Source organism: Pseudomaricurvus alkylphenolicus, assembly GCF_011683955.1.
Classification (GTDB): domain Bacteria; phylum Pseudomonadota; class Gammaproteobacteria; order Pseudomonadales; family Cellvibrionaceae; genus Pseudomaricurvus; species Pseudomaricurvus alkylphenolicus.
In genome coordinates this window covers 60,563-73,351 of the sequence record NZ_JAAQPI010000017.1, presented here as the reverse complement: position 1 = coordinate 73,351, position 12,789 = coordinate 60,563, and the positions used below count along the sequence as shown (strand labels likewise).

The window sequence follows — 12,789 nt, the reverse complement described above, 5'->3', positions numbered from 1 at the left end:
CGGCAGCCTCCTTAGTTATGTCAAAAATAGTTGTTAAGACCAGTCGGCCGAAAATTTTAAGGGCCTAATCTTGCAGTGCTGCCAGCAATTGTTCAATGGTCAGTGTCTGTTGAGGGCGATCTTCCCGCAGATATTTGAGGCTGGCCTGACCCTTGGCGGCTTCATCCTCACCGATAATCACGGCCACATCAGCGCCGCTGGCGTCCGCCTTCTTCATCTGCTTCTTGAAGTTACCTCCCCCGCAGTGGCTCATCACCCGCAGATGCGGCAGCGCATCGCGGATACGCTCAGCCACGGCAAAGGCCTGGGCCTGAACACCGGATTGGGCGCCCCCCATGGCGGCCACGTAAACATCCACATTCTGGTTCAGACCAGCAGGGATCACATCTAGTTCCTGCAGCATCAGAATCAGGCGCTCAACTCCCATGGCAAAGCCCACCGCCGGCGTGGGCTTGCCGCCCAGCTGCTCCACCAGACCGTCGTAGCGGCCACCGGCGCAGACAGTGCCCTGGGCGCCCAGCTTGTCAGTCACCCACTCAAAAACGGTTTTGCTGTAGTAGTCCAACCCACGCACCAGACGCTGGTTGACCTCATAACGAATGCCGGCCGCATCGAGCATGGCCTTGAGCTGCTCAAAGTGTTCGCGGGACTCGTCGTCCAGGTGGTCGTGCAGGGCCGGGGCATCGTTCAGCAGTGCCTGGGTACCGGCATCCTTACTGTCGAGAATACGCAGCGGATTGCTGTCCAGACGGCGCTGGCTGTCTTCGTCAAGCTGGTCCTTACGAGCAGCGAGGTAGTCCACCAACGCCGCCTTGTACCGGGCACGGGCCTCACTGGAACCCAAGGTATTGAGCTGCAGAGTGACGGCATCGGCAATACCCAACTCGCGCCATAAACGCGCGGTCATCAACAACAGCTCCGCATCGATGTCGGGGCCGGTCATGCCAAAGGTTTCAATTCCGATCTGGTGGAACTGGCGCAAACGCCCCTTCTGGGGACGCTCATAACGGAACATGGGGCCCTGGTACCAGAGGCGCTGGGTCTGGTTGTACAGCAGCCCATGCTGCTCGCAGGTGCGCACACAGCTGGCGGTGCCTTCCGGGCGCATGGTGACGCTGTCGCCGTTGCGATCGTCAAAGGTGTACATTTCCTTTTCGACGATATCGGTCACTTCACCAATGGAGCGTTTAAACAGTTCGGTGGGTTCCAAAATCGGAAAACGGATTTCGCGGTAACCGTAGCCCTGCACAACGTCAGCTACGGTGGATTCCAGGTACTGCCAAATGCTGGAATCAGCAGGCAACAGATCGTTCATGCCGCGAATGGCTTGCAGTTTTTTCAAAGTGGGGTCCTTAGCTTTTTACCTGGCAATATTGTAATGGCACTCAGGCCTTGGCGATGATGTCTTTTTCGGCTTCTGCCTTGGCATCGGCCTTGGCTCGAATCAATCGTTCCAGATCATCCACCAGATTGTCTTTTTTGAGTTTCTGATCCGGCTCACCATCGACGTAGATCAGGTTGTTCGGGGTACCACCGGCCAGACCGATATCGGCCTCTTTGGCTTCACCAGGGCCATTAACCACACAACCGATCACTGCCACATCCAACGGGGTGGTGATGTCTTCCAGGCGGGTTTCGAGCTCGTTCATGGTCTTGATGACATCGAAATTCTGGCGTGAGCAGCTGGGACAGGCAATAAAGTTGATGCCCTTACTGCGCAGTTTGAGGCTCTTGAGCAGATCCCAGCCTACCTTGACCTCTTCCACCGGGTCGGCCGCCAGAGAGATGCGCAGAGTGTCGCCGATGCCATCCATCAGCAGCATGCCCAGACCCACCGCGGACTTGACGGTGCCGGCGCGAAAACCGCCGGCTTCGGTAATACCCAGGTGCAGAGGCTGCTCGATTTGCTCGGCGAGCTTACGATAGGCGGCGACAGCCATAAACACATCCGATGCCTTAACGCTGACTTTAAAATCCTGAAAATCCAGACTGTCGAGAATCTCAACATGGCGCAGCGCGGATTCCACCAGGGCATCCGGTGTGGGTTCGCCGTACTTTTTCTGTAAATCCTTTTCCAGAGAGCCCGCATTGACACCAATGCGAATGGGAATATTCAAATCCCTGGCTTTGTCGACCACGGCGCGAATACGCTTTTCACGGCCGATATTACCGGGGTTGATGCGCAGGCAGTCGACACCCAGATCAGCCACCCGCAGGGCAATTCGATAATCAAAGTGGATATCCGCCACCAGGGGAATATCCACCCGCTTGCGGATCTCACCAAAGGCTTCAGCGGCATCCATGGAGGGAACCGATACCCGCACAATGTCGGCACCGGCGTTCTGAATGCGCTGGATCTGGCCCACTGTGGCCTCGACATCCGTGGTCTCGGTGTTGGTCATGCTCTGCACCGAAATGGGTGCATCGCCCCCCACGGGCACATTGCCAACCATCACCTGGCGCGAGCGGCGACGTTTTATCGGGGATTCAAAGTGCATGGGATACTACCTGTGTGAAGTCTCAAAATAGGATTCAGCGGCCAATCGTGGTGCGCAGGGTCTTGCGGTCGCCATCCGGCACGGTTGCGACGGTTTCACCATTCAGAGTGACGCTGACGCCGCGAACATTGCCGAACATCACAGAAAATGGCGCCACACCCTGGAGAGTTGCGCGCTCACCCGGCTGGTAGAGATTGGCAGCTACTACGTCACCGTTGCTGTCGGTGACTTCCAGCCAGCATTCGCTGGAAAAGGATATCTCCAGAACATCCAGGCCTGCAGTGGCCGTGCGATCCAGTGGCTGTGCTGCCACTGGCTTTATCGAGGATTGGGGTGATGAATCTTCGGCAACGGTTGTGGTGGTTGGGCCTTCTGCGCCCGCTGCAACCTCCACTGGTGCAGATTCTGCAGCAGGCCCTGTATCCGCCGTCACTTGTTCAGTGGCAGCGGCTGTCTCAACCGCGGGCTCAACTGCGGGCTCAACCGCAGGCGCCGGTTCAGGTTCAGGTTCATTGATCTCAACCGCCTTGGGCTGGGTAGCCTCGTTCGATGGGATCGTGCTTTTGCCGATCTCGGACATCAAAAACCAACCCACAGCGGTTGCCAACAGCAGCGCCACAACCACGATCACATATCGCAGGTTGCCCCCCGTCACCATTGACTTGTCATCCAACTTCATCGCCGCATTGGCCTGGCGCGGCTGTACCACTTGATCAACCGTGTGCTGCAGCTGTGCCCGGTACTGGCGATAGGCATGCACCAGACTGTCCGGCGAAATTTGCACCAGTTTGGCGTAGGCACGAAAATAACCCAGCACAAAGGGCTCATCGGGCAACTTTTCGTACTCGTCGTTTTCGAGGGCGTGTATATAACCGGGACTCAGGCGCAGATGTTCAGCTACCTGCTCGAGGCTCATTCCCGCCTTGGTTCTGGCCACCCGCAGCATATTGCCAGGAGACGGTTCCAGTACAGGCGACTCTTTGGTTTCATGGTCCATGTGCAGCCACCCAGGTTATCAGTCGATGGTTTTCTTGTATTCCAGATACTCCTCGGAATACGGGTGCAGGTTTTTTAGTGCCAGGGCATAACTGGCTTCTTTGTCTTTGTTGCCAAAGATTCGTTCTATGCGAATACCCAGCCACAGGCTTTTGGGCGTCTGGCGGGACATCTTGCCGAACTGGTCGAGATAGTGTTTGGACAGCGTATATTCGGTTTTATCGAAATACAGTTGCGCCAGTTCCAGATGCGCAGCGGCGATGCGGTAGTTAATACCCAGCGCCTGCTTGAAGGATTTGACAGCAGCATCCGTTTCGCCGAGCTTGCGCTGGGTTTTACCGAGATTGACCAGAGCGAAGTGACGGCGGTTATAGCCAAAGTCCTGCGCGACTTGCGCCAATTGCTTTTGAGCCTCTTGGTAACGCTTTTGCTGAAATAGAAACACGCCGTAGTTATTGCGGGCCAGGGAAAAATCCGGCTGCAGCTTCAGCGCCCGACGGAAGTGCTTGTCCGCCAGTTCCACTTCTTCTTCCAGCTGATAGACCAGCGCGATGCCATTGTGGGCACCGGCTGAATTGTCGTTCATACCCAAAGCCTTGAGAAAGTGTCGACGTGCCGACTCTTTATCACGCTGTCGCAGATAACCGAGACCCGCCTGAACGTGGGTCTGTTCAGCCTTTTTCAAATCCACCTTCTGTTGTGGGGTCTTGGTGGTGGTGACACAGGCGCTCAGCAACAACCCCAGAGTCAGCGCAAGCGATAGCCTGGCAGCCCGCCCCGGGAGGTGAAATGTCGGCCTCAGTGCCATATCTGCGTCCTCAGTTAACAATGCGTACGGGTTCGGCCTCCATGCGTGCCGAATGGGCGGCCCGATGGCGTTCGCTGCGACGGGTGCGGTCGTTGACGGCACCGGCCAGTTGTCCGCAGGCCGCATCAATATCGTCACCACGGGTGGTGCGAATGGTGGTGGTAAAACCCGCCTTGATCAATATGTCCTGGAAGTTCTTCAGGGCATTATTGCTGACACGACGATAGTCAGACTGATCAAAGGGGTTAAAGGGAATCAGGTTGATCTTGACCGGTATATCCCGCAGCAACTGCGCCAGCTCGTGGGCGTGATGGGGGCGGTCATTGAGCTGATTGATCAGCGTGTACTCAATCGTGATCTTGCGGTGATTGTCCGGCAGGCCTTCGATATAGCGCTGGGCGGAATCCAGCAGCATTGCGATGGGGTACTTTTTGTTGATAGGTACCAATTCATTGCGCAACTCATCGTTGGGCGCGTGCAGAGACACGGCCAGGCACACATCGGTGACTTCACCGAGACGATCGAGCTGCGGTACCACACCCGAGGTGCTCAGAGTCACCCGGCGCTTGGAAATGCCGTAACAGTTGTCATGCATCATGAGATTCATGGCATCGACAACATTGTCGAAATTCAACAGGGGTTCACCCATACCCATCATCACCACATTGGTAATGATACGGGGGCGATTCTCGCCAAACTGGCCGTAGGATTTGGCAGCCAGCCACACCTGGCCGATGATCTCGGCGGCGGTCAGGTCGCGGTTAAAGCCCTGCTTGCCCGTGGAGCAAAAGCTGCAATCGAGCGAGCAGCCCACCTGGGAGGAGACACACAGGGTGCCGCGCTCGCCGTCGGGGATCAACACCGCCTCAATGGCACTGCCGCCAGTCACTTCTATGAGGAACTTGCGGGTGCCGTCGGCGCTGTCGAGCTGCTGCAGGACTTTGGGCGCACGGATCTCCGCAATGCGCTTGAGCTTTTCGCGGAGAACCTTGCTGATGTTGGTCATTTCGTCGAAGTTATCGACGCCCATCTGGTGAATCCACTTCAGAACCTGGGTTGCGCGGAATTTCTTCTCACCAATGGATTCAAAAAAAGCTTCCAGCTTCGCCTGAGACAGGCCCAGCAGATTGACCTTTTCTGTATTGGCTTCCGTGCTCGCCTTTTTATCTGAGACAGTTTCAGACACGGTATCTGTCATGAATGTTTTACCTCGGGTAACCAACCAAAGCCCGGCTTAGCGCGGGCAGATCTCGTCGTCGCCAAAGAAGTAAGCCACTTCGCGGGCGGCAGACTCGGCAGAGTCAGAGCCATGAACGGCGTTGGCGTCAATGGTTTCAGCGAAATCGGCACGGATGGTGCCGGGAGCCGCTTCCTGTGGGTTGGTGGCGCCCATCAGGTCGCGGTTGGCGGCGATGGCATTTTCACCTTCCAGAACCTGTACCACAACAGGGCCAGAGGTCATGAAAGAAACCAGATCCGCGAAGAAAGGACGCTCTTTGTGCTCAGCGTAGAAGCCTCCGGCCTTCTCATCGTCCAGATGCAGCATCTTCATGGCGACAATCTTCAAGCCGGCTTTTTCAAAGCGGGCAGCGATTTCACCGATGGCATTCTTGGCAACAGCATCGGGTTTGATGATAGACAGGGTACGTTCAACGGCCATTTGGGTCTCCAAAACAGTCGATATTAAGGTTAAAAATTCGCCCCCGGATGGGAGCATTGATGGGCAGAAGCCTAAACCCGCAAATTATACGCGGAATATTATGAAGTTAATACGAAATAACTGAGAAATAGCAGGCAAAATTCACGAAAAATAACAAGAATTCAGGGGATTTCCACCACCAGGTCGTCCCGGCCCAGCCTCACCTGGCATCCGAGGCGTGAATCGGGACCAAATCCCATCACGCCGCGGGTAATTGTGCGCTCCAGATCATCCGCCGGAGCCACCGAATCCGCACCCTCGCGCAGGATGATATGGCAGGTGGTGCAGGCGCAGTTCATACCGCACGAATGCTCGATATCGACACCGGCCGCCACCAGGGACTCTGTGACACTGGCCCCCTGTCGGGCCTGCACCACCTCGCCCTTGGGGCAAATATCCCGGTGCGGCAATACAATTATTTTTGGCATGGAATTGTTGGAAAATCGACTGAATTTAACGGGCAGCTATCGATCAGGCGGCAAGAGCTGCCTGCGCGATGCCCTGAATACGGGCCACGATCGCCCGCAGGCCATTACCGCGGGTGGGACTCAGATGGCGCTCCAGATCCAGTTGCTCAAAGTAGTCATCCACATCAAAGGCGGCGATTTGTGCTGGGGTTTTGTTGTCGTAAGCGGCCATCACCACCGACAACAGGCCACGCACGATGACTGCATCGCTGTCGACCCGAAAGTGCAGCTGCTCACCGTCTTCCTGCACATCGATCCAGACATTGCTCTGGCATCCCTTGACCAGACGCTCCGGTGTGCGCAGGGCATCCTCCAGCTCCGGCAGATCTTTGCCAAGGTCGATGATGTACTTGTATCGCTCTTCCCAGTCGTCAAAGAAGGTCAGATCGTCGAGTATTTCTTCAGGTGTGGGCAGTGACATTGGCTTTTACAATCGCATCCAGATAATTCGACTTTTGGACTGTTCAGAAAAACAGACCCGCTTCCAGCTGTGCTTCCTCGCTCATCATGTCCTTGGACCAGGGAGGATCAAACACCAGCTCCACCTGCACCGATTTGACGTTCGGCACCTTGGCGGTGCGGTATTCTACATCACTGACCAGCACCGGGCCCATACCGCAACCGGGTGCCGTCAAGGTCATGCGCACATCCACCCGCCCCGAATCCTGATTAATCTCGACACCGTAGACCAGCCCCAGGGACACCAGGCTGATGGGGATTTCGGGATCGAAGATCGAATCCAGTGCAGCCCAGACCTGCTCTTCGTTGATGCGGCCGCTGCCGTCGTCCTCAAATTCCGGCAGTTCCACCTCTTGCCCGATGGCATCCGCGTCGGAGCCGTCGATACGCAGCATATTACCCTGCCAGGTCACGGTAAAATTGCCTCCCAGGGTCTGATTGATGGTAATAAACTGCCCTTCGGGGATGATCGCCGGCTCCCCGGAGGGGACCCGCCGCGCCGGACACTCGCGGCGGGTGACTACCATGTTTTGCTGCATTCGCTGTTACTACCTGTCAGATTAAAAAATAAGCCACGCTGAAGCTATTGGTTAAGCCACGCTGAAGCTCTTAATTTAGGCCACGCTGAAGCTCTCACCACACCCACACTCGGCGATAACGTTGGGGTTGTTGAACTTGACCACCTTGTTAATGCCCTCGGTGACCATGTCGATTTCGGTACCGCGCAGAATCGCCAGGGCTTGCGGGTCAACCGCCAGGGTCACCTGCTCACCCGGCTGCAGCACTTCGTCGTCCTGTTCCGGCCCATCGGCAAAATCCAGCACATAGGCGTAGCCGGTACAGCCGCTGGTTTCGGTGCTGAGGCGAATGATTTTGCCCTCCTGCCCGGCGAGCTTCTTTTCAAAGTGGCGCAGGGCCGCTTCGGTCATGGTTACCGCCGGGGCGTTTGGGTCAAAAACCTGGGCGGCGTTCGTCTCATTTGACGAGTTTGTCTCGGTCATTGTTGTTCCCTTTGGTCATTGGCTATCTCGATGCAGGCAAGTGTTGGTCTCTCTGTACCTTGTACACTTTTAGGCCAGCATCATCTGTACTTTCTTCAGCGCTGCAAACAGCGCATCCACTTCTTCCAGTGTGTTGTAAATACTGAAGGAGGCCCTGGCGGTACCAGGAACACCCAAGCGATTCATCAGGGGCTCGGCGCAGTGGTGGCCGGTGCGTATGGCTATGCCCTGACGATCGAGCAAAAAGCCGATATCGGCAGGATGGCCCGCGTCCATCACAAAACTCAGTACGCCGGTTTTCTCAGGCGAATTGCCGATGATGGTCAATCCTTCAAAGGCTTCTGCCTGACGGGTCGCACTTTCCATCAATGCGGTTTCGTGGGCTTTCATGCCGTCGAAATCCAGCTCAGAGAACCAGCGAATGGCTTCGCCCAGGCCAATGGCACCGGCAATATGTGGTGTGCCGGCTTCCAGACGATAGGGCAGCTCATTCCAGCGGGCATCCTGATAGGTCACCTCGGAAATCATTTCTCCACCCGTTTGCCACACCGGCCACTCTTCCAGCAGAGACTTGCGTCCCCAGAGCACACCGATGCCCGTTGGCCCGAACACTTTGTGGCCGGAAAAGGCGTAAAAGTCGCAGCCCAGATCCCGTACATCCACCGCACCGTGGGCGATGCCCTGGGCACCGTCCACCAATACCCAGGCGCCGACTTTTTTCGCCAGCTGCACCAGCTGCTTGACCGGATTGATCGTACCCAGAGAATTGGATACATGGGGAAAGGCCACCAGCTTGGTGTTGTCGCTGAGCAGTTTTTCGAACTCATCGACTCGCAGCTCGCCATTGTCACAGATGGGTGCCACCTTGAGGGTGGCACCGGCTTGCTTACAAGCCTGCTGCCAGGTCACCAGATTGGCGTGATGCTCCATCTCGGTCACCAGCACTTCATCGTCGGCTTTCAGCAACTGGGCCAGGCCGTGGGCGACAACATTAATGGCCTCGGTGGTTCCGCTGGTCCAGACAACTTCTTCGCGACAATCCGCGTTGATAAAGCCGGCGACAATGTCACGCGCCCCTTCGTAACGTTGAGTCGCCTCATCGGCGAGACGATGGGCTCCGCGATGCACGTTGGAGTTGCAGGTACTGTAGTAATCTACCAGCGCATCAATCACACACTGGGGCTTTTGCGTGGTTGCCGCGTTATCCAGATACACCAGAGGCTTGCCGTCCACCTCTCGGGACAGAATCGGAAACTGCTCGCGAATGGCCGCTACATCAAACGTCATTTGACCTCCATGCTGGCAAAGCGTTCGCGCAGTTGCGGACGCAGCCACTCTGCCAGTGCCTCATTGGGCATCTGGTCCACCAACTCGTTGATAAAACCGAAGTTGAGCATAACCTGCGCCTGGGCGCGACTGACACCGCGGGACTGCATGTAATACAGCGCTTTTTGGTCGATCTCTGCCACCGTGGCGCCGTGTGCACAGCGCACGTCGTCAGCATAGATTTCCAACTCCGGCTTGGTATTGATTTCGGCCCGATCGGACAACAACAGGTTGCGGTTATTCAACTCAGCCAGCGTTTTTTGCGCATCGCGATGGATATGAATGCGACCATTGAAGACGGCGCGGGAATTGTCCGCGACAATGCCACGCACGTTTTCCTCGGTGGTACCGTTGGGCACCGCGTGTTCGATGGTGCTGTGCAGATCAAACAGCTCTTTGCCATCCAGCAGGTAGATTGCATTCATCTTGGCAAATGCATGGGAACCGGCGTGAGTCACATCCACATCGATCCGCGACAGGGCGCTGCCAAAACCCACCAGCGTGGAGTTCAGTTCGGAATGCTCCGCCAACTCGACATGGCAACCGCCAATGCTCATTGCTTCGCCGGTTTGCAGAGCAAAACGGTAGTGCTCCAACTGGGCTTTCTCACCGACCTGGTATTCTGCAAAACCGGTATTGCGGCTGAGGCTGTTGCCACTGTAGTGTTCAATGACAGTTGCCTTGGCGCCAGCGCCAAGCCTGACCAGCACGCGGGTATGCGCTTCGGCACCCTCGCCCAGCAGATTGACAATACGAATCGGCTTTTCGATCTCTGCACCTGCGGCGACATCAATAACGACACCCTCGGTGGCCAGAACATCATTCACCAGGCCAAACAGGTGACGATCGGGCTTGATTGTGCCAAATAGATCAGCGGCCTGGGCACCCGCGTCCGACAGCGATATCAGCGTCAGGCCTTCAATAGATTCAGCGGCAACGCTCTGAAGCTGTCCGTTAACGAACACCACATCCAGGCTGTCCAACCCATCGATAACGGGAGCGCTGACAGTGTCGTTTGTGGCACCGGACAGTTCGGCCCGCTCCCAAACATTAATGGGTACGTACTTCCAGGCTTCGGTCTTGCGAGTCGGCCACTTGGCATCACACAATAATTCCAGTGAAGCCTGGCGCTTGAGCGCCAACCCGTCACTGACGTCTGCGGCCCGCTCGACCGCTGTCTGCAGCCAGCTACTCATGCACTCTGCTCCGCGTCAGCCGCACGCTGTTCTTTCAACCAGGCGTAGCCTTGATCTTCCAGCTCCTGGGCCAGCGAGGCATCGCCACTCTTAACAATCTTGCCCTCGGACAAGACGTGTACGTAGTCGGGTTTGATGTAATCCAACAGCCGCTGGTAGTGAGTAACCACCACAAAACTGCGATCCGGTGAACGCTGGCTGTTTACCCCTTCGGCGACGACCTGCAGTGCGTCAATGTCGAGACCGGAATCCGATTCATCGAGAATGCACAGCTTGGGTTGCAGTAACAGCATTTGCATGATTTCGTTGCGCTTTTTCTCTCCCCCGGAAAAACCCTCGTTGACACCGCGTTTCAGAAATTCGGCGGGTAGGTGAACCTGCTTGCAGGCTTCACGGGCCATTTTCAAAAAGTCCTTGGAGCTGACGGCCTCTTCGCCGCGTGCTTCGCGCTGTGCATCCACGGCGGCTTTCAGGAATTCCAGATTGCTGACACCGGGGATTTCCACCGGGTATTGAAATGCCAGAAACAGACCGGCGCGGGCGCGCTCTTCCGCTTCCAGCTCCAGCAGGTCGGTACCATCCAGGGTCACGGACCCTTCTTCGACACTGTAACCTTCGCGACCGGACAGCACATAACCCATAGTACTTTTACCGGCGCCATTAGGACCCATGATGGCGTGAACTTCACCGGGTTTGATCTCCAAGTCGAGGCCCTTGAGAATCTGCTTGTCTTCCACACTGGCGTGCAGGTTTTTAATCGATAACATCGTGTACGTTTCCTCAACCTAAACTTTGGGATTAACCCACTGAACCTTCGAGACTGATTTCCAGCAACTTGCCCGCTTCCACGGCAAATTCCATCGGCAATTCTTTGAAGACTTCTTTGCAGAAGCCATTCACGATCATGGACACCGCTTTCTCCGGATCCAGGCCGCGCTGCTGACATAAAAACATCTGATCGTCGGACACCTTGGAGGTGGTCGCTTCGTGCTCGACAATGGCGCTGGGGTTGCGGCTTTCCACATAGGGGAAGGTGTGGGCGCCACACTGGTCGCCAATCAGCAGGGAGTCACATTGGGTAAAGTTGCGCGCGCCCTTGGCGCTGCTGTTCATTCGCACCAGGCCACGATAGCTGTTGTTGCTGCGACCAGCGGAGATACCCTTGGAGATAATCGTCGAACGGGTGTTTTTGCCCAGGTGAATCATCTTGGTGCCGGTGTCTGCCTGCTGACAGCCGCGAGTCAACGCCACGGAGTAAAACTCGCCGACGCTGTTATCACCCTTGAGAACACAGCTGGGATACTTCCAGGTTACCGCGGAACCGGTTTCCACCTGAGTCCAGGAGATCTTGGCGTTGGTATGGCAGAGACCGCGCTTGGTGACGAAGTTGTAGATGCCACCACGACCTTCTTCGTCGCCGGGATACCAGTTTTGCACGGTGGAGTATTTGATTTCGGCATCATCCATCGCCACCAGCTCAACTACCGCCGCATGCAGCTGGTTTTCATCCCGCTGGGGCGCCGTACAACCTTCAAGATAACTGACGTAGCTGCCCTCGTCGGCAATAATCAAGGTACGCTCGAACTGACCGGTATTCTGCTCGTTAATGCGGAAGTAAGTGGACAGCTCCATGGGGCATTTGGTGCCCTTGGGGATATAGACAAAAGAGCCGTCGGTAAAGACTGCGCAGTTCAGCGCCGCGTAGTAGTTGTCCTTTTGCGGAACAACACTGCCCAAATACTTTTGCACCAGCTCTGGGTGCTTATGCACCGCCTCGCTGATGGGCATAAAGATCACACCCGCTTCTTCCAGCTTTTCGCGGAAGGTAGTCACCACTGAGACGGAGTCGAACACCGCGTCCACCGCCACTCCAGCCAGCATCATCTGCTCGTGCAGGGGAATGCCCAGCTTTTCGTAGGTCTTCAGCAGCTCGGGGTCCACCTCGTCCAGAGACTTGGGTTTGTCCTTCATACTCTTCGGCGCAGAATAGTAAGAGATGGCCTGAAAATCGATCTTCGGATAGTCCACGTGGGCCCAGTCCGGCTCTTCCATCTCAAGCCAATTGCGAAAGGCCTTGAGCCGCCACTCGAGCATCCACTCGGGCTCCTGCTTCATGCTGGAGATGCGGCGGATAATATCTTCATTGAGACCCGGTTCAAACGTATCGGACTCAATGTCGGAGACGAAACCCGCTTCGTACTCTCTTTGCAGCGCTTTGTCGATCTGCTCTGTCATGATGATAACTCGCTAATCACGGCGCGTCGGGGACGCGCTCAACTCAATTCTTTACAGCGCTCTTGGGCGGCGCCTTGTCTGTCGTTTTTTTGCCCGCGGTGGAT

Annotated in this window: 14 protein-coding genes; all 14 read right to left on the bottom strand. The window is 56.2% G+C overall.

The window, feature by feature from the left end:
- Positions 1 to 64: 64 nt before the first annotated feature.
- Entirely contained in the window at positions 65 to 1,342 is a 1,278-nt protein-coding gene (gene hisS, locus HBA55_RS30425) for a histidine--tRNA ligase (protein ID WP_166999305.1), read from the bottom strand.
- A gap of 43 nt (positions 1,343 to 1,385) precedes the next feature.
- Complete coding sequence (ispG, locus tag HBA55_RS30420) at positions 1,386 to 2,498, bottom strand: flavodoxin-dependent (E)-4-hydroxy-3-methylbut-2-enyl-diphosphate synthase (RefSeq protein WP_166999302.1); 1,113 nt, start codon at positions 2,496 to 2,498, stop codon at positions 1,386 to 1,388.
- A 34-nt stretch (positions 2,499 to 2,532) separates the two neighbouring features.
- Positions 2,533 to 3,495, bottom strand: a complete 963-nt coding sequence (locus tag HBA55_RS30415) for a RodZ domain-containing protein (RefSeq protein WP_166999297.1) — start codon at positions 3,493 to 3,495, stop codon at positions 2,533 to 2,535.
- Positions 3,496 to 3,513: 18 nt separating this feature from the next.
- Complete coding sequence (gene pilW / locus HBA55_RS30410) at positions 3,514 to 4,302, bottom strand: type IV pilus biogenesis/stability protein PilW (RefSeq protein ID WP_166999295.1); 789 nt, start codon at positions 4,300 to 4,302, stop codon at positions 3,514 to 3,516.
- A gap of 10 nt (positions 4,303 to 4,312) precedes the next feature.
- Positions 4,313 to 5,500, bottom strand: coding sequence for a dual-specificity RNA methyltransferase RlmN (gene rlmN / locus HBA55_RS30405; RefSeq protein ID WP_166999293.1), 1,188 nt, complete (start codon positions 5,498 to 5,500; stop codon positions 4,313 to 4,315).
- A 36-nt stretch (positions 5,501 to 5,536) separates the two neighbouring features.
- Complete coding sequence (gene ndk, locus HBA55_RS30400; RefSeq protein WP_166999291.1) at positions 5,537 to 5,962, bottom strand: nucleoside-diphosphate kinase; 426 nt, start codon at positions 5,960 to 5,962, stop codon at positions 5,537 to 5,539.
- A gap of 161 nt (positions 5,963 to 6,123) precedes the next feature.
- On the bottom strand, positions 6,124 to 6,429 hold the full coding sequence (locus tag HBA55_RS30395; protein WP_166999289.1) for a 2Fe-2S iron-sulfur cluster-binding protein: 306 nt from the start codon (positions 6,427 to 6,429) through the stop codon (positions 6,124 to 6,126).
- A gap of 43 nt (positions 6,430 to 6,472) precedes the next feature.
- Positions 6,473 to 6,889 (bottom strand): SufE family protein, encoded by a 417-nt coding sequence (locus tag HBA55_RS30390; protein ID WP_166999287.1) that lies wholly within the window; start codon positions 6,887 to 6,889, stop codon positions 6,473 to 6,475.
- 43 nt (positions 6,890 to 6,932) lie between these two features.
- Complete coding sequence (gene sufT / locus HBA55_RS30385; RefSeq protein ID WP_166999285.1) at positions 6,933 to 7,466, bottom strand: putative Fe-S cluster assembly protein SufT; 534 nt, start codon at positions 7,464 to 7,466, stop codon at positions 6,933 to 6,935.
- A gap of 75 nt (positions 7,467 to 7,541) precedes the next feature.
- Positions 7,542 to 7,928, bottom strand: a complete 387-nt coding sequence (locus HBA55_RS30380) for a HesB/IscA family protein (protein ID WP_166999284.1) — start codon at positions 7,926 to 7,928, stop codon at positions 7,542 to 7,544.
- Between the two features lie 69 nt (positions 7,929 to 7,997).
- Positions 7,998 to 9,215 (bottom strand): aminotransferase class V-fold PLP-dependent enzyme, encoded by a 1,218-nt coding sequence (locus HBA55_RS30375; protein WP_166999283.1) that lies wholly within the window; start codon positions 9,213 to 9,215, stop codon positions 7,998 to 8,000.
- Positions 9,212 to 10,450, bottom strand: a complete 1,239-nt coding sequence (gene sufD / locus HBA55_RS30370) for a Fe-S cluster assembly protein SufD (protein ID WP_166999278.1) — start codon at positions 10,448 to 10,450, stop codon at positions 9,212 to 9,214. The genes HBA55_RS30375 and sufD overlap by 4 nt, the downstream gene beginning before the upstream one ends.
- A complete protein-coding gene (gene sufC, locus HBA55_RS30365; protein WP_166999276.1) occupies positions 10,447 to 11,217 on the bottom strand; it encodes a Fe-S cluster assembly ATPase SufC in 771 nt (256 codons plus the stop codon). The genes sufD and sufC overlap by 4 nt, the downstream gene beginning before the upstream one ends.
- 31 nt (positions 11,218 to 11,248) lie before the next feature.
- A complete protein-coding gene (gene sufB, locus HBA55_RS30360) occupies positions 11,249 to 12,685 on the bottom strand; it encodes a Fe-S cluster assembly protein SufB (protein ID WP_166999274.1) in 1,437 nt (478 codons plus the stop codon).
- Positions 12,686 to 12,789 lie beyond the last annotated feature (104 nt).